The sequence below is a fragment of the Kitasatospora sp. NPDC001261 genome (assembly GCF_042896795.1).
In the GTDB taxonomy this organism is placed as follows: Bacteria; Actinomycetota; Actinomycetes; order Streptomycetales; family Streptomycetaceae; genus Kitasatospora.
The window spans coordinates 143,894-163,330 of the sequence record NZ_JBIAXP010000005.1; the positions used below are offsets into that span (position 1 = coordinate 143,894).

General features: G+C 75.2%; 2 protein-coding genes (1 of these 2 running past the window's edge). Both read right to left on the minus strand.

Annotation, left to right across the window (positions count from 1 at the left end):
* A protein-coding gene (locus ACFY4B_RS09035; protein WP_387967071.1) for a type I polyketide synthase crosses the window boundary here: on the minus strand, window positions 1-10,011 show its 5' portion. 8,265 nt of this gene lie to the left of the window's left edge; only the first 10,011 of its 18,276 coding nucleotides appear in the window; its start codon is at window positions 10,009-10,011; its stop codon lies beyond the left edge, outside the window.
* The gene (locus ACFY4B_RS09040) at window positions 10,011-19,418 is read right to left on the minus strand and encodes a type I polyketide synthase (RefSeq protein WP_387966997.1); all 9,408 of its coding nucleotides are present in this window, start codon (window positions 19,416-19,418) and stop codon (window positions 10,011-10,013) included. The genes ACFY4B_RS09035 and ACFY4B_RS09040 overlap by 1 nt, the downstream gene beginning before the upstream one ends.
* Window positions 19,419-19,437 lie beyond the last annotated feature (19 nt).

Below are 19,437 nucleotides of genomic sequence, written 5' to 3' on the forward strand. Positions count from 1 at the left end.
CGCCGACAGCTGCGCGTTGGCCAGCGCCGCACGGATCACCCGCCGCTGCGACGGACCGTTCGGCGCCGCCAGACCGTTCGACGCACCGTCCTGGTTCGCCGCGCTCCCGCGGATCACCGCCAGCACCTGGTGCCCGTTGCGGCGGGCATCGGACAGGCGCTCCAGCAGCACCATGCCGGCGCCCTCGCCCCAGCCGATGCCGTCGGCCTCGTCCGAGAACGCCTTCGACCGGCCGCTGGAGGCCATGCCGCCCTGCTGGGCGAACTCCATGAAGGCGGCCGGGGAGACCATCACCGCCACGCCGCCGGCCAGCGCCATCGAGCACTCGCCGGCCCGCAGCGCCTGCACCGCCTGGTGCGTCGCCACCAGCGAGGACGAGCACGCCGTGTCCACCGTCACCGCCGGACCGGTCAGGCCCAGGCAGTACGAGATCCGGCCGGAGTGGACAGCGGTCACGTTCCCGATCAGCCGGTAGCCGTCCAGGCTCTCGTCCTCGACGGGCAGGACCGAGCTGTACCCCGAGAAGTTGGCGCCGACGAAGACGCCGGTCGCGGAGCCGTGCAGCGACTTCGGGTCGATCCCGCCGTGCTCGATGGCCTCCCAGGAGGTCTCCAGCAGCAGCCGCTGCTGCGGGTCCATCGACAGGGCCTCGCGCGGGCTGATCCCGAAGAACCCGGCGTCGAACTCGGCCGCGTCATGGACGAATCCGCCCTGTCGCCGGTACTCCTGGCCCTTGCCGAACTCCTCCTCGTAGGCGTCCCACCCGCGGTCGGTCGGGAAGCCGCCGATGGTGTCGGTGCCGGAGGCCACCATGCTCCAGAACTGCTCGGGGCCGACCGCCCCGCCCGGGTACCGGCATCCCATGCCGACGATCGCGATCGGCTCGCCGATCGCCGCGGCCACGACCTGGACCGCGCCGTCCCGCTGGACCGTCTGCTCGTCCGCGCCGACGAGTTCGCCGCGTACGTAGTCCGCGACGGCGGCGGCGTTCGGGTGGTCGAAGACCATCGTGGAGACGAGCCGGACGCCGAGCGCCTTCGACAGGCGGTTCCGCAGCTCGACCGCTCCGACGGAGTCGAAGCCCAGCTCCTTGAAGGCCCGCTGCGGCAGCACATCGTCCGCCGACTCGTGGCCGAGGACGGCCGCCGCGTGACCGCGCACGAGGTCGGTCAGGACCTGGCGCTGCTCAGCGGCCGGCATTCCGGCCAACCGGCTTGCCCACTCGCCGACTTCCTCGGTGGTGGACTCGACGGAGGCCTCGGCGGCCAGGACCGCACGGACCTCGGGAAGGTCCGCCAGCAGCCGGCTCGGCCGGTGCAGGGTGTAGGTCGGCACGAACTGCGGCCAGTCGAAGCCGGCCACCACCATCGCGCCCTCGCCCGCGTCCAGGACCTGACCCAGCGCCAGCATGCCCCGGCGCCCGTCGATGCCCTCCATACCGAACTCACGCAACCGCTCGCCACCGGAGCTCGCGGCCATCCCGACGCCCGCCCACAGGCCCCAGGCGACCGAGGAGGCCACCAGGCCTCGGGAGCGGCGGTCTTCGACCAACGCGTCCAGGTGCGCGTTCGCCGCAGCGTAACCGCCCAGGCCACCGCTGCCCCACACGCCCGCGCCCGACGAGAACAGGACGAACGCGTCGAGATCCCGACCAGCCGTCAACTCGTCCAGCACCATGGCACCGCCGACCTTCGCCGACAGCAGCCAGGACAGGTCCGAAGGCTCGATCTCCTCGACCGGCCTACGGTCACCGACACCCGCCGAGTGGACCACCGACGACAACACCGGACCGGTCGCGTCGATCGAGTCGAGCAGGCCCTTGACGGAGGCGCGGTCGGCGACGTCGCACGCCACCACCTCCACTGCCGCACCGCGAGCCGCGATCGACGCCGCCAGCTCCGCCACACCGGCGGCACCCGGACCCGAACGGGACGTCAGCACGACCCGCGAAGCACCACGATCCGCCACCCACTGGGCGGTGATCGCACCCACGCCGCTCGTGCCACCCGTCACCAGGACCGAACCACGCGGCGACCACGCCTCGCGCACGTTCGGACGGCCTGCACGCACCAACCGCCGCGCCAGCACACCGCCCGCACGCACCGCGACCTGGTCCTCGACACCCGCGAGAACCGACACCAGCCGCGCACCCGTACGTGCGTCCACGGAAGCCGGAAGGTCGATCAGCCCGCCCCAGCGGCCCGCCAACTCCAGCCCCGCCACGGCACCCAGACCCCAGACCTGCGCCTGGACCGGCCGCACCGCATCACCCGCGACCGCACCCACCGCACCCCGCGTGACCACCCACAGCGGGGCCACAACCCCGGCACGATCGAGCGTCCGGATCAGCGCGAGCGTGTCAGCACCACCACGCGACACCCACGGGAACGCCTCCTGCGGCGACTCGTCCAGCGCCAGCAGCGACAGCACTCCGCTCAGGTCGGAGCACGCGGCCGCCGCCTCACCCACGGCATCCACCGCAGTACGGACCACGGTTGCCCCGTGGGACTCCAGCGCCTCCGCGACCGCAGCGGCATCCGGGGACTCCCCCACCAGCAGCCACGTCCCGGTCAACACCCCACCGGACTCGCTCACCGGCGCCCACGACACCCGGTACCGCCAGTCCGCGACCGCCGCATCGGCCTGGCCCCGGCGCCGGTAGTCGGCCAGCGCCGGCAACACCTCGCCCAGCCGGTCGCCGTCGATGTTCAATGCCGCCGCCAGGCCGTCGGCGTCGCCACCCTCGACCGCCGCCCAGAATTCGGCGTCGACGAGGGAGCCCTCAGCAACCTCGGCCACCGCCTCGGGCCAGTAGTGACGGTGCTGGAACGCGTACGTCGGCAGATCCACCGTCGAACCACCGGCGAGGACGGACACCCAGTCCACCGTGGCGCCCTGGACGTAGGCCTCGGCGAACGACGTCAGCAGGCGGTCCGCACCGCCCTCGTCGCGCCGCAAGGTGCCCACCACGACCGGGGACAGCGCCTCCAGGGCGTCACCGATCGCCGGCGTCAGCACCGGATGCGGCGACACCTCCAGGAACACACCGTGCCCGGACTCACCCAGCAGACGAACCGCCCGCTCGAACTCGACGGTCTCCCGGAGCGACGCGTACCAGTACGCCGGGTCCAGCTCGGAGCCGGCCAGCCACTCGCCCGTCAGCGCGGAGATCATCGGGACCTGCGCCTCACGAGGCCGGATCCCGTCGAGGACAGAGAGGATCTCCTCGCGCAGCTCATCCACATGCGCGCTGTGCGAGGCGTAGTCCACCGGGATCATCCGGGCGCGCGGCGAATCCCCGCACGCCTCGGCGAGTTCGCGCAGCGCATCGGCGTCACCGGAGACGACCGTCGCCGACGGGCCGTTCACCGCCGCCACCGACAACCGGGCACCATACGGGGCGATCCGCGCGCGGACACCCGCCACCGGCTCCGCGATCGACAGCATCCCGCCACGACCCGCCAGCGTCTTCAGAGTCCGGCTGCGAAGAGCAACAACCTTCGCCGCATCCTCCAGCGAAAGAATCCCCGAGACAGCAGCCGCCGCGATCTCACCCTGCGAGTGACCGACCACGGCGTCCGGAGCGACACCAGCCGCCTCCCACACCGCAGCGAGCGAGACCATCACGGCCCACAGCGCCGGCTGCACCACATCAGCGGCCTCGAAACCATGAAGCCCGGCCAGCACATCGTCCAACTGCCAGTCCACGTAAGGCGCGAGAGCCTCGGCGCATTCCGCCAGCCGCGCCGCGAACACCGGCGAAGACTCCGCCAGCTCACGCCCCATCCCGACCCACTGGCTCCCCTGACCCGGGAAGACGAACACCGTCCGCCCCACCCCACCGGGAGCGAGTCCGCCGGTCACGACACCGGGCGCGGGCTGCCCCGTGGCCACCGCCGCGAGACCCGCCGCGAGCTCACTCCGCTCGCCGCCCAGCACGACCGCACGCTGCTCGAACACCGATCGCGTCGTCGCGAGCGACCACGCCACATCGCCGACCGACAACTCCGGCCGCGCCAGCACGTGTTCACGCAGTCGACCGGCCTGACCGGCCAGCGCCACCGCACTACGACCGGAGACCCGCCACACCGACGTCCCGCCGGTCAGCACCGGAAGCTCCGGGAGCGCCGGCCCGGGCTCGGACGCCGCCTCGACGGCCGCCGGGGCCTCCTCCACGATCACGTGGACGTTGGTGCCGCTGATCCCGAAGGCCGACACGCCCGCCCGGCGCGGCCGCTCGCCCGCCGGCCACTCCACCTGCTCCTGGAGCAGGCGGACGTTGCCCAGGTCCCAGTCCACGTGCGAGGACGGCTGCTCGGCGTGCAGGGTCTTCGGCAGCACGCCGTGCCGCAGCGCCATCACCATCTTGATCACACCGGCCACACCGGCGGCCTGCTGGGCGTGCCCGATGTTGGACTTCACCGACCCCAGCCACAGCGGCCGGTCCCCGGCGCGTCCCTGGCCGTAGGTGGCCAGCAGCGCGCCGGCCTCGATCGGGTCGCCGAGCGTGGTGCCGGTGCCGTGCGCCTCGACCGCGTCGACGTCGGACGCCGACAGCTGGGCGTTGGCCAGCGCGGAGAGGATCACGCGCTGCTGCGAGGGGCCGTTGGGCGCGGACAGGCCGTTGGAGGCGCCGTCCTGGTTGACGGCGCTCCCGCGGAGCACGCCGAGCACCTGGTGCCCGTTGCGGCGGGCGTCCGACAGCCGTTCCAGCACCAGCATGCCGACGCCTTCGCCGATGCCCATGCCGTCCGCGCCGTCGCCGAAGGCCTTGCAGCGGCCGTCGGAGGAGAGCGCACGCAGCCGCGAGAAGCCGACGAACTCGCCGGGGTCGGCCATCACGGTCACGCCGCCGGCCAGTGCCACCGTGCACTCGCCCGACCGCAGCGCCTGGGTCGCCTGGTGCAGCGCGACCAGCGAGGAGGAGCACGCGGTGTCCACGGTCATCGCCGGGCCGACCAGGCCCAGGGAGTAGGCGATCCGGCCGGAGAGCACGCTCAGCGCGTTCCCGGTGATCAGGTGGGCCTGCACGCCGGCCTCGTCCCCGACCGCGCCGAAGTAGCCGGACGGGGCCGCACCGATGAAGACGCCGGTCGCCGAGCCGTGCAGCGTCTGCGGGTCGATGCCCGCGCGCTCGACGGCCTCCCAGGAGGTCTCCAGCAGGAGGCGCTGCTGCGGGTCCATGGCGAGGGCCTCGCGCGGGCTGATGCCGAAGAACCCGGCGTCGAACTCCCCGGCGCCGCTGAGGAATCCGCCCTCCACGACGTAGGTCGAGCCCTCGGCGTCGGCGTCCGCGTCGAACAGCGCCTCGGCGTCCCAGCCGCGGTCGGCCGGGAAGCCGCTGATCGCGTCCCCGCCGGCGGCGATCAGGTCCCACAGCTCCTCGGGCGAGCGCACGCCGCCCGGGTAGCGGCAGGCCATGCCGACGATCGCGATCGGCTCCGAGGGCGCGGCGGCCACCGCGACCACCTGGCCCGGGCCCTCCGCCCCGAACAGCGCGCTCAGGATCTCCTCGGCCAGCACGGAGGCGCTCGGGTGGTCGAAGACGACGGTGGACGGCAGGCGCAGGCCGCAGGCGGTGTTCAGGCGGTTGCGCAGCTCGACGGCGGTCAGCGAGTCGAAGCCCAGCTCGCGGAAGGCCCGCGTCGCGACGATCTCGTCCGCCGACTCGTGGCCGAGGACCGCGGCGGCGTGGGAGCGCACCAGCTCCACGACGCTCCGGCGCCGCTCGGCCGCCGACAGCCCGGCCAGCCGCGAGGCGAACTCGCCGCGCTCGTCGGCGGCCGTCGTGGCGGCCGTCTCGGCCCGGGCCTCGGGGATGGTGTCCAGCAGCGGGCGCGGGCGGGCGGCCGTGAAGACCGGCGCGAACTTCTGCCACTCGACGTCCGCGAGGGCGATGAAGGTCTCGTCGTCGGCGAGGACCTCGCCGAGCGCCGTCAACGCCCGCTGGGTGTCGAGGAAGTTCATGCCCTGCCGCAGCAGGCGCTGGGGCGTCACCCGGCCGGGAGCCTGGTCCATCACCGCGTCGACGGCGTCCCAGTCGCGGGTGTTCCAGACGCCCCACGCGATCGAGGTCCCGGGCAGGCCGCGGGCCCGGCGGTCCTCCGCCAGCGCGTCGAGGAAGGCGTTGCCGGCGGCGTAGGCGCCGTGGTCGTTGCTGCCCCAGGTCGCCGAGATCGACGAGAAGAGGACGAACTCGTCGATGCCCAGGCCGGCCGTGGCCTCGTCCAGGTGGACGGCGCCGGCCGCCTTCGCGCCGAGCGCGGCGACCAGGCCTTCGCGGCTGGTGTCCTCCACCCTGGCCAGGTAGGGCGCGTTGGCGGAGTGCAGGACGGTGGACAGGCCGGGGCCGGAGGCCTCGATCCAGGCCACCAGGCCGGTCGCCTGGCCCCGGTCCGCCAGGTCGCAGCTGACGACCTCGACGGCCGATCCGCCGTTCGCCACGGCGGCGGCCAGCGCCGCCACCCCGGGCGCCGACGGGCCGGAGCGGGAGGTCAGAACCACCCTCGGCGCGCCGTGCTCGGCAAGCCAGGGGCCGATGCAGACACCGATCGACCCCGTACCGCCGGTCAGCAGGACGGTGCCGCGCGGCGACCAGTCCTCCGACTCGACGCGCCGGGCCTCGGCCCGCACCAGACGGCGCAGGAACACACCCGACGGCCGCACCGCGACCTGGTCCTCACCGCCGTCCGCGAACACACCGACCAGACGAGCGGCGGCCTCGGCGTCCAGCACCGGCGGCAGGTCGACCAGACCGCCCCACCAGTCCGCGTGCTCCAGGCCCACGGCCCGGCCCAGACCCCAGACCTGGGCCTGCACCGGACTGGTCGTCACCTCGCCGGCGCCGACCGCCACCGCACCGCGGGTCAGCACCCACAGCGGGGCCGTGACCCCGGTCTCGACCAGCACCCGGACCAGGTCGACCGTCCCGGCCAGACCGCCCGGAACCGACGGGTGCTCCGCCAGCGGCGTCTCGTCCAGGGCCAGCAGCGACACCACACCGGCCACGCCCTCGGCCAGTGCCGCGTCGACGTCCTCCGGTCCCGCGACGGCGACGACGCTCGCGCCGTGGGCCGTCAGCGCGTTCGCGACCGCCTCCCGGTCGGGGCCGTCGCCGACCAGCAGCCAGGTCCCCGACGGCGTGGCGGCCCGGTTCGCGTCGGCCGCCTGCCAGACGATCCGGTAGCGCCAGTCGTCCACCGAGGTGTCCGGGCCGGCGGCCTGGACGGAGGCCACGGCGCCGAGCCAGTAGCGCCGGCGCTGGAAGGCGTAGGTGGGCAGGTCCACGACCGTGCCGCCGCCCAGGAGCGCGGCCCAGTCGACGGGGAGGCCCCGCACGTAGGCCTCGGCGAGCGAGGCCAGAAGACGCCCGGCGCCGCCCTCCTCGCGCCGCAGGGTGCCGACCACGGCCGAGCCCTCGACGTCCTCGACGACGTCGCCCACCGCGCCGGTCAGCACCGCGTGCGGGGAGACCTCCACGAACGCCCCGTGCCCGGACTCGGCGAGGATGCGGACCGCCCGCTCGAACTCGACGGTCTCGCGGAGCGAGGCGTACCAGTAGTCGGGGTCCAGCTCCGGACCGGACAGCCACGCGCCGGTCAGCGCGGAGACCATGGGGATGCGGGCGTCGGTCGGCGTGATGCCCTGGAGGACGGCGAGGATCTCCTCGCGCAGCTCGTCCACGTGGGTGCTGTGCGAGGCGTAGTCCACCGGGATCATCCGAGCGCGCGGCGAATCCCCGCAGGAGTCCGCGAGTTCACGCAGCGCGTCCGCATCACCGGAGACGACCGTCGCCGACGGACCGTTCACGGCCGCGACCGACAGACGGGAACCGTACGAAGCGATCCGGGCGCGGACACCCGCCACCGGCTCCGCGATCGACAGCATCCCACCGCGACCAGCAAGGGCCTTCAGGGTCTTGCTCCGCAGAGCCACGACCTTGGCAGCGTCATCGAGGGAGAGAATCCCGGCCACAGCGGCGGCGGCAATCTCGCCCTGCGAGTGACCGACCACGGCATCGGGAGCGACACCAGCCGCCTCCCAGACCGCAGCCAGCGAGACCATCACGGCCCACAGCGCCGGCTGCACCACATCAGCGGCCTCGAAGCCGTGAAGCCCGGCCAGAACGTCGTCCAACTGCCAGTCCACGTACGGAGCGAGAGCCGCAGCGCACTCCGCCAGCTTCGCCGCGAACACCGGCGACGAAGCGGCCAACTCACGCCCCATCCCGACCCACTGGCTCCCCTGCCCCGGGAAGACGAACACCGTCCGCCCCACACCCGCGGCGTCCACCGAGCCCGTGACCACGCCGGGCGCGGGCTGCCCCGTGGCGACGGCCGTCAGCCCCGCGGCGAGTCCGTCCCGGTCCGGGCCGAGCACGACGGCCCGGTGCTCCAGCGCCGACCGTGTCGTGGCCAGCGACCACGCGACGTCGCCGACCGACAACTCCGGCCGCTCCACCACGTGTTCACGCAGCCGACCCGCCTGACCGGCGAGCGCCGCGGCGCTCTGCCCCGACACCACCCACGCGGGAAGCCCCTCGCCGGACAGGACGCGCGGCGCGGCGCCCGCCACGACCTCCGGACGGCCCGAGCCCGCCGGCGCCTCCTCCAGGATCAGGTGCGCGTTGGTGCCGCTGACGCCGAACGCGGACACGCCCGCGCGGCGCGGCTGCTCGCCCGCCGGCCACGCCACCGCTTCGCTCAGCAGCCGGACGTTGCCCGAGGCCCAGTCCACGTGCGGCGACGGGTTCCCGGCGAAGAGGGTCTTCGGCAGCACGCCGTGCTGCAACGCCAGCACCATCTTGATCACACCGGCGACGCCGCTCGCGCAGCCGGAGTGGCCGATGTTGGACTTCACCGAGCCCAGCCAGAGCGGCCGGTCGGCGGCGCGGTCCTCGGCCTGCCCGTAGGTGGCGAGCAGCGCCTGCGCCTCGATCGGGTCGCCCAGCGTGGTGCCCGTCCCGTGCGCCTCGACCACGTCCACGTCCGCCGCGGTCAGGCCGGCGTCGGCCAGCGCCGAGTGGATGACGCGGTACTGCGAGGGCCCGTTGGGGGCGGTGATGCCGTTGGAGGCGCCGTCCTGGTTGACGGCGCTGCCGCGGATCACGCCGAGCACCTGGTGGCCGTTGCGGCGGGCGTCGGAGAGGCGCTCCAGCGCGATGATGCCGGCGCCCTCGCCCCAGCCGATGCCGTCGGCCTCGGCGGCGAAGGACTTGCACCGGCCGTCGGCGGCCATGCCGCCCTGCTGGGAGAACTCGATGTACGCGTCGGGCATGACCAGCACCTCGACGCCGCCCGCCAGGGCGAGGGAGCACTCGCCCGAGCGCAGCGAGCGCACCGCGAGGTGGAGTGCCACGAGCGAGGAGGAGCAGGCGGTGTCGATCGTCACGGCGGGGCCGGTCAGGCCCAGCGTGTAGGAGATGCGTCCGGAGACGACGGCGGTCAGGCCGCCGGTCATCTTGTAGCCCTCGGCGCCGCTGCCGTTGCCGCCCACGCCCGAGCCGTACGCGGTGCCGCTGGCGCCGACGAACACGCCGGTGTCGGAGCCCTTCAGGGACATCGGGTCGATGCCGGCCCGCTCGACCGCCTCCCAGGCGGTCTCCAGCAGGATCCGCTGCTGCGGGTCCATCGCCAGGGCCTCGCGCGGGCTGATCCCGAAGAACCCGGGGTCGAAGTCGGCCACGTCGTAGAGGAATCCGCCGACCCGGGCGTACTCCTCGCCGGCGCGCGCGTCCGGGTTGCCGTAGGCGCGCTCCCACTCCGCCCAGCCGCGGTCGGTGGGGAAGCCGCCCATGGCGTCCGTCCCGGCGGAGAGCAGGTCCCAGAACCGGTCGGGGCCGGTGATGCCCCCGGCGTAGCGGCAGCCGAGGCCGACGACGGCGATCGGCTCGCGCTCGCCGGCTTCCAGTTCCTTGACGCGCTCGCGGGTCCGATACAGGTCGGCGGCGAGCTTCTTCAGAGTGTCGAGCAGCTGCTTGTCGCCGCCCGCCGCCTGCGCACCACCGGTCATCACGAAAGCCCCAATTCCTTGTTGATGAAGTCCAGGACCTCGCCGGCGTCGGCGTCGTCCAGTCGCCCGGCCAGCGTCTGCTGCTCCTGCTCGTCCTGCCGTGGTTGCTCGGTGTCGCCCAGCCAGCGGGAGAGCACGTTCCTCAGCCGCAGGGTCACGTCGCGCCGGGCGCCGCTGCCGCCGGGCACCGCCGCGAGCGCGGCCTCCAGGCGGTCGAGCCCGTCGAGCACCGGGTCGGTGCCGGGGGCGGCCCGGGTGTCGTCGGCGGGCGCGGCTCGCAGGCCGAGTTCGCCGTGCAGGTACTCGGCGAGTTCGGCGGGGGTCGGGTGGTCGAAGACGAGGGTGGCGGGCAGCCGCCGCCCGGTGGTGTCGGTGATCCGGTTGCGCAGGTCGACGGCCATCACGGAGTCGAAGCCGAGGTGGCGGAACGGTCGGCCCTTGGGCAGTGCTCCGGCGGTGTGGCCGAGGACGGCGGCGGCCTGGTCGCAGACGATCTCCACGAGTCGGCGCAGCTGCTCCGCGTGGGGCAGGCCGGCGAGTCGGTCGGCCAGGCCGGTGCCGGCCGGTCCGTCGCTCCCGGTGCCGGGGCCGGAGTCCGCGGGCTCCGGTCGGGTCCCGGCGTCGGGCAGGTCGGCGAGGAGGCGGCTGGGACGGCGCAGGGTGAACGTCGGGCCGAACACCGACCAGTCGATGTCCGCGACGGTGACGGCGTCCTCTCCCCCGTCCAGGGCCTGGCCGAGGGCGCGGACGGCGAGTTCGGGCGCCATGGCCCGGACGCCGTAGCGGGTCAGCCGGGTGGTCACGCTGCCGCCGCCCATGCCGCCGCCGTCCCACAGGCCCCAGGAGAGCGTGGTGGCGGGGCGGCCGGCGGCGCGGCGTTCGGCGGCGAGGCCGTCGAGGTAGCCGTTGGCGGCGGCGTAGCCGGCCTGGTCGCTGCCGCCCCAGACGGCGGCGCCGGAGGAGAACAGCACGAAGTCGTCGAGGCCGCGGTCGGCGGTCAGCTCGTCGAGCCAGCGGGCGCCGCCCGCCTTGGGGGCGCACACCTCGGCCAGCCCGGCCGCGGTGGTCTCGCCGACGGTGCCGCCCTGGCCGACGCCCGCGGTGTGCAGCACCGTGGACAGGGCCGGGCCGCCGGTGGCGTCGATCCGGGCCAGCAGGGCGGCGACCTCGGCGCGCTCGGCGACGTCGCAGGCGACGACGTCGACGCCGGTGCCGCGGGCGGCGAGTTCGGCGGCGCGGGCGGCGACGCCCTCGGTGGCCGGGCCGCGCCGGCCGGTCAGCACGACGCGCCGCGTGCCGCGGTCGGCGAGCCAGCGCGCGACGTGCTCGCCGATGGCGCCGGTCCCGCCGGTGACCAGGACGGTGCCGCGCGGGGTCCACGCGGTGCCGTTCGCCGGGGCCTGCGGCTGCGCGGCGCGCACCAGCCGTCGTCCGTACGCGCCGGACGGGCGCAGCGCCACCTGGTCCTCGCCGTCGCCGCCCGTGAGGACGGCGGCCAGGCGCCGCAGGGCGGGGCCGGTGTCCTCGGGACGCTGCGGCAGGTCGATCAGGCCGCCCCACAGGTCGGGGTGGGCGAGGGCGGCCGTCCGGCCGAGGGCCCAGATCTGGGCGTGGACGGGCGGGCCGGCCGGCTCGCCGTCGGTGGCGGCGGCCGCGCCCCGGGTCAGCACCCACAGCGGGGCGGCGGGCGTGTCGTCCCCGTCCCCGCGCCGGTCGGCGACGGCCTGGGCCAGGGCCAGGGTGGCGGCCAGGCCGCGCGGGACGCCGGGGTGGGCGTCGAGCGGCGCGGCCGCCTCGTCGTCGAGGGCGAGGGCGGAGACGATGCCGGAGAGGTCGGCGACACCGGTGGGCAGCGCGGCGGCGAGCGCCTCGCGGTCGGTGGTGTCGATACCGTCCCCGGGCACCGTGAGGACGCGGGCGCCGGCGGCCGTCAGGGTGTCGGCGACGTCCGGCGCGGAGCCGACGAGCAGCCAGGTGCCGGTCAGCGCGGTGCCGTGCTCGGGCAGGGCCGACCAGGCGATGCGGTAGCGCCAGCCGGCGACGGCCGATTCGGCGCGTTCGCGGTGGCGCCAGCCGGTGAGCGCGCCGAGGGCCGGGTCGGCCGGGTCGACGCCGAGCAGGTCGGCGAGAGCATCGGCGTCACCGCGCTCGACGGCGTTCCAGAAGCCCGCCTCGGCGGGCGTGCCCGCGGTGACCGGCACGGTCGGGGCCTCGGTGGGCTCCGGCCAGAACCGGTCCCGCCGGAAGGCGTAGGTGGGGAGGTCCACAACCGTGCCGCCGCCCAGGAGCGCGGCCCAGTCGACGGGCACGCCCCGGACGTAGGCCTCGGCGAGCGAGGCCAGGAGACGCCCGGCGCCGCCGTCCTCGCGTCGCAGCGTGCCGACCACGGCCGGGGTCCGGTCCGCGAAGGCGTCGCTGATCGCCGGGGTGAGCACCGGGTGCGGGGACACCTCGACGTACGCCCCGTGGCCCGCGTCGGCGAGGATCCGCACGGCGCGGTCGAACTCGACGGTCTCGCGCAGGGACGCGTACCAGTAGGCCGGGTCCAGCTCCGGGCCGGACAGCCACGCGCCGGTCATGGCGGAGACCATGGGGATCCGGGCCTCGGTCGGCGTGATGCCCTGGAGGACGGCGAGGATCTCCTCGCGCAGCTCGTCCACGTGCGCGCTGTGCGAGGCGTAGTCCACCGGGATCATCCGGGCACGCGGGAACTCCCCGCAGGAGTCGGCGAGTTCGCGCAGCGCGTCGGCGTCGCCGGAGACGACCGTCGCCGACGGACCGTTCACGGCCGCGACCGACAGCCGGGAACCGTACGGGGCGATCCGGGCGCGGACACCGTCCACCGGCTCCGCGATCGACAGCATCCCGCCACGACCCGCCAGCGCCTTCAGGGTCTTGCTCCGCAGAGCCACGACCTTCGCGGCATCGTCGAGGGAGAGAATCCCGGCCACAGCGGCAGCGGCAATCTCGCCCTGCGAGTGACCCACCACCGCGTCCGGAGCGACACCGGCCGCCTCCCACACAGCGGCGAGCGAGACCATCACGGCCCACAGCGCCGGCTGCACCACATCGGCGGCCTCGAAGCCGTGAAGGCCCGCCAGGACGTCGTCCAACTGCCAGTCCACGTACGGCGCCAGAGCCGCAGCACACTCCGCCAGTCGCGCCGCGAACACCGGCGACGACTCCGCCAGCTCGCGGCCCATGCCGACCCACTGGCTGCCCTGGCCGGGGAAGACGAACACCGTCCGCCCCACCCCGTCCGGGGCGACCTCGCCGGTGACCACGCCGGGCGCGGGCTGTCCGGTGGCGACGGCCGAAAGCCCCGCCTCCAGTTCCTCCCGGTCCGTACCCAGCACCACCGCGCGCTGTTCGAAGGCCGACCGCGTCGTGGCCAGCGACCACGCGACGTCACCGATCGGCAGTTCCGGCCGCTCCGCGACGTGCTCGCGCAGCCGGCCCGCCTGACCGGCGAGCGTCTGCCCGTCACGGCCGGACAGCACCCACGCCGGGAGGGGGCGCGACAGGACCGGCGCGAGGTCCTCGGCGGCGTCCTCGGGGACGGTCTCCGCCTCGACCGGCGCCTCTTCGATGATCACGTGCGCGTTGGTGCCGCTGATGCCGAACGCCGACACACCCGCCCGGCGCGGCCGCTCGCCCGCCGGCCACGCCACCTCGTCCCGCAGCAGCCGGACGTTGCCCGTCTCCCAATCGACGTGCGAGGACGGCTCGTCCGCGTGCAGCGTCTTCGGCAGCACACCGGCTTGCAGGGCCAGCACCATCTTGATCACACCGGCCACACCGGCGGCCTGCTGGGCATGCCCGATGTTGGACTTCACCGACCCCAGCCACAACGGCCGGTCCTCGAACCGCTCCTGGCCGTACGTCGCCAGCAGCGCACCCGCCTCGATCGGGTCGCCCAGCTCCGTACCCGTCCCGTGCGCCTCGACCGCGTCCACGTCCGCCGCCGAGATCCGGGCGTTGGCCAGCGCCGCGCGGATGACGCGCTGCTGCGAGGGGCCGTTAGGGGCGGTGAGTCCGTTGGAGGCGCCGTCCTGGTTGATGGCGCTGCCGCGCACCACGCCGAGCACCCGGTGCCCGTTGCGGCGGGCGTCGGAGAGGCGTTCGAGCACCACGATGCCGACGCCCTCGCCCATGCCCATGCCGTCGGCGCCCTCGCCGAAGGCCTGGCAGCGGCCGTTCGGCGACAGGGCCCGCAGGCGCGAGAAGCCGACGAACTCGCCCGGGTCGGCCATCACCGTCACGCCGCCCGCCAGGGCGACCGAGCACTCGCCCGACCGCAGCGACTGCACGGCCTGGTGCAGCGCGACCAGCGAGGAGGAGCAGGCGGTGTCCACCGTCATCGCCGGGCCCACCAGGCCCAGCGCGTAGGCGATCCGGCCGGACAGCACGCTCATCGCCGTGCCGGTCATGCGGTGTCCTTCGGACCCGGCGGTCTCCTCCACCACGCCGAGGTAGGTCGACCGGGCCGCGCCGACGAACACGCCGGTCGCGGAGCCGTGCAGCGACTTCGGGTCGATGCCCGCGCGCTCGACGGCCTCCCAGGAGGTCTCCAGCAGCAGCCGCTGCTGGGGGTCCATCGACAGGGCCTCGCGCGGGCTGATCCCGAAGAAGGCGGCGTCGAACTCGGCGGCCCCGGTCAGGAAGCCGCCCTCGGCGACGTAGGTCTTGCCCTCGGCGTCCGGGTCCGGGTCGAAGAGGCCCTCGGTGTTCCAGCCGCGGTCGGTCGGGAAGCCGCCGATCGCGTCCCCGTGCTCGGCCAGGAGGGCCCAGAGCTCCTCGGGGGTCCGGATCCCGCCGGGGTAGCGGCAGGCCATGCCGACGATCGCGACCGGTTCGGCGGGGGCCGCGACCACGGCGGGCACCGGCCCGGCGCCGGCCGCCGCCTCGGCCCCGAAGAGCCGGGAGAGGATCTCCTCGGCCAGTACGGCCGGGTTGGGGTGGTCGAACACGACCGTGGCGGGCAGCCGGACGCCCGCGGCGCCGCCCAGCCGGTTGCGCAGTTCGACGGCGGTCAGCGAGTCGAAGCCGAGCTCCCGGAAGGCGCGCGTGGTCGGGACCTCGGCCGCGGAGCCGTGGCCGAGGACGGCGGCGGCGTGCGCGCGGACCAGCTCGACCACGGCGCGGCGGCGCTCGGCGGCGGTCAGGCCGACGAGGGCGTGGAACAGTTCGCCGGTGGCCTCGGCCGGCCGGTCCGACCCGGCGGCGTCCGGGCCCCGGTCCTCCTGCTCCCGGGCCTCGGGGATGGCGTCCAGCAGCGGGCGCGGGCGCGCCGCGCGGAACACCGGCGCGAACTTCTCCCACGTCACGTCGGCGAGCGCGATGAAGGTCTCGTCGTCCGCGAGGGTCTGGTCCAGCGCCGTCAGCGCCCGTTCGGTCTCGAGGAAGTTCATCCCCTGCCGGCGGAGCCGTCGGGGCGTCACCCGGCCGGGGCTGTGGTCCATCAGGTCGTCGACCGCGTCCCAGTCCCGGGAGTCCCAGACGCCCCAGGCGATCGAGGTGCCCGGCAGGCCCCGGGCCCGGCGGTCCTCGGCCAGGCCGTCGAGGAAGGCGTTCCCCGCCGCGTACGGGCCGTGGTCGTTGCTCCCCCAGGTCGCCGAGATCGACGAGAACAGCACGAACTCGTCCACGTCCAGCGCGGCCGTCGCCTCGTCCAGGTAGGTGGCCCCGGCGGCCTTGGCGCTGAGCGCCGCCGCCAGGCCCTCCCTGGTGGTGTCCTCGACCCGGGCCAGGTAGCCGGTGTTGGCCGAGTGCAGGACCGTGGACAGGCCCGGTCCGGTGGCCTCGATCCGGGCGACGAGGTCGGTGACGTCCCGGCGGACGCCGGTGTCGCAGCTGACGATGTCGACGGCCGTCCCGGCGGTCGCCATCGCGGCCGCGAGTTCCACCGCCCCCTCCGCGGACGGGCCGGAACGGCTCGTCAGCACGACGCGCGGGGTGTCCCGCTCGGCGAGCCAGCGCGCGACGCAGGCCCCGATCGAGCCGGTGCCGCCGGTCAGCAGCACGGTGCCGCGCGCCCGCCAGGGGGCGCGGCCGGCCGGCCGCGGCTCGGCCCGCACCAGGCGGCGGGCGAGCGTGCCGGAGGGGCGCAGGGCGACCTGGTCCTCCGTACGGTCCGCGAGGACCGCGACCAGCCGGGCGCCGGTCCGCGCGTCGAACTCCGGCGGGAGGTCGACCAACCCGCCCCAGCTGTCCGGGAGTTCCATGCCGATGACGCGGCCCATGCCCCACAGCTGGGTCTGCACGGGAGCGGTCGTCACCTCGTCCGGTCCGGTCTGCACCGCGCCCCGGGTCAGCAGCCACAGCGGGGCGTCGACGCCGGTCCGGCGCAGCGCCTGGACGAGGTCGACCGTCGCGGCGGTGCCGCGCGGGATCCACGGGTACGCCGGGTCGTGGCCCTCCTCCAGCGCCAGCAGGGACACCACGCCGGACACGGGGCCGGTGACGGCCTGGTCGAGCGTCTCGACGCCGGTCCGGACGACCTGCGCGCCGTGGTCGGCCAGGGTGCGGGCGCACGCGTCGGCCACATCCCCCTCGCCGACGAGCAGCCAGGTGCCGGACAGGGCCGGTACGGCGGCCGGGTCCGCGTCCGCGGGCTGCCAGCGGATCCGGTAGCGCCAGTCGTCGACGCCCGCCGCGCCCGCCGGCCGGGCCGGGGCCGCCGGCCAGTACCGCTGGCGCTGGAAGGCGTAGGTCGGCAGCTCGACCGCCGTCCCGCCGCCGAGCACCGCCGCCCAGTCGACAGGGGCGCCGCCCGTGTACGCCTCGGCGAGCGAGGTCAGCAGGCGCTCGGCGCCGCCCTCGTCGCGTCGCAGGGTGCCCACCACGGTCGGGGAGCGGTCCTCCAGGCTGTCGGCGATCGCCGGGGTCAGCACCGGGTGCGGCGAGACCTCCAGGAACACGCCGTGCCCGGCCTCGCCGAGGATCCGCACGGCACGGTCGAACTCGACCGTCTCGCGCAGGGAGGCGTACCAGTACGCCGGGTCCAGCTCCGGGCCCGACAGCCACTCGCCGGTCAGCGCGGAGATCATCGGGACCTGCACCTCGCGGGGGGCGATGCCCTGGAGCACGGCGAGGATCTCCTCGCGCAGCTCGTCCACGTGCGCGCTGTGCGAGGCGTAGTCGACCGGGATCATCCGGGCGCGCGGGGACTCCCCGCAGGAGTCGGCGAGTTCGCGCAGCGCGTCGGCGTCACCGGAAACCACCGTCGCCGACGGGCCGTTTACGGCCGCGACGGAAAGGCGGGTGCCGTACAGGGCGATCCGCGCCCGGACGCCCTCCACAGGCTCGGCGATCGACAGCATCCCGCCACGACCGGCCAGCGCCGTCAGGGTCTTGCTCCGCAGAGCCACCACCTTGGCAGCGTCGTCCAGGGAGAGAATCCCCGCGACGGCAGCCGCCGCGATCTCACCCTGCGAGTGACCGACCACGGCGTCCGGAGCGACACCGGCCGCCTCCCACACCGCCGCCAGCGAGACCATCACGGCCCACAGCGCCGGCTGCACCACATCGGCGGCCTCGAAACCGTGCCGGCCCGCCAGGACGTCGTCCAACTGCCAGTCCACGTACGGAGCGAGAGCCTCGGCACACTCGGCCAGCCGCGCCGCGAACACCGGCGAGACCTCCGCCAGCTCACGCCCCATCCCGACCCACTGGCTGCCCTGACCGGGGAAGACGAACACCGTCCGCCCGGCGCCGCCGGAGGCCACCGACCCGGTCACCACACCCGCCGCGGGCTGTCCCGTGGCCACCGCCGCGAGACCCGCCGCGAGTTCACCGCGCTCGCCGCCCAGGACCACCGCGCGCCGCTCGAAAGCCGACCGCGTCGTGGCCAGCGACCACGCGACGTCGCCCACCGGCAGCTCCGGCCGCGCCAGCACGTGCTCGCGCAGCCGGCCCGCCTGACCGGCCAGCGCGGTCGCGTTGCGGCCCGACACCACCCAGGCCGACGCCGCCGTCGGCAGGACGGGCGCCGGGCGCTCCTCGTCCGGTGTCGGTTCCTCGTTCACCGCCGGCTCCCCGGCCGTCGGCGCGGGCGCCTCCTCCAGGATCACGTGGACGTTCGTCCCGCTCGCGCCGAACGCCGACACACCTGCTCGGCGCACCCGCTCGCCCGCCGGCCACTCCACCGGTTCCTGGAGCAGCCGGACGTTCCCCGAGGCCCAGTCGACGTGCGAGGTCGGCTCCCCGGCGTGCAGGGTCCTGGGCAGGGTGCCGTGCCGCAGGGCGAGCACCATCTTCATCACGCCGCCGACGCCGGCGGCCTGCTGGGCGTGGCCGATGTTGGACTTGAGCGAGCCGAGCCACAGCGGCCGGTCCTCGTCGCGGCCCTGTCCGTAGGTGGCCAGCAGGGCGCCGGCCTCGATCGGGTCGCCCAGCTCCGTGCCCGTCCCGTGCGCCTCGACCGCGTCGACCTCGGAGGCCGTCAGGCGGGCGTCGGCGAGGGCGGCCCGGATGACCCGGCGCTGCGCGGGCGCGCTGGGCGCCGTCAGGCCGTTCGACGCGCCGTCCTGGTTCATCGCGCTGCCGCGGATGACCGCCAGGACGCGGTGGCCGTTGCGGCGGGCGTCCGACAGCCGCTCCAGCAGGACGAGTCCGGCGCCCTCGCCCCAGCCGGTGCCGTCGGCGTCCTCCGAGAACGGCTTGCAGCGCCCGTCGGAGGCGAGGCCCTGCTGGCGGGCGAAGTCGGCGAACATCACCGGGGTGGACATCACCATCACGCCGCCGGCGAGGGCGAGCGAGCACTCGCCCGTGCGCAGCGAGCGGGCCGCCAGGTGGACGGCGGCCAGCGAGGAGGAGCAGGCCGTGTCGACGGTCACGGCGGGCCCGTTCAGGCCCAGGGTGTAGGAGACCCGGCCGGAGAGCACGCTGATCGCGCTGCCGGTGACCAGGTGGCCCTCGTCGTGGCCGTGTTCGCGCGCGTACCAGTCGTAGCCGGACGCGCTGGCGCCGACGAACACGCCGGTGTGCGAGCCGCGCAGGGCGCGCGGGTCGAGTCCGGCGTGCTCCAGGGTCTCCCAGGCGACCTCCATCACGAAGCGCTGCTGGGGGTCCATCGCGAGGGCCTCGCGCGGGCTGATGCCGAAGAAGCCGGGGTCGAACTCGGCCGCGTCGGGGAGGAAGCCGCCGCGGGTCTCGTAGCCGTGGGCGGCCGCCTCGCCCGGGTCCCAGCCGCGGTCGGCGGGGAAGTCGCCGACCGCGTCGGTGCCGGTGGCGACCAGGTTCCAGAGCTCGTCCGGCGTGCGCACGCCGCCCGGGTAGCGGCAGCCCATGCCGACGACGGCGATGGGCTCGCCGGTCACGGTCTCCAACTCGCGGACGCGCTCGCGGCTCTCGTGCAGCTCGGCCGTGACGCGCTTCAGGAAGTACCGGAGCTTGTCCTCGCTCACGCGTTCCACCTCGGGGTGC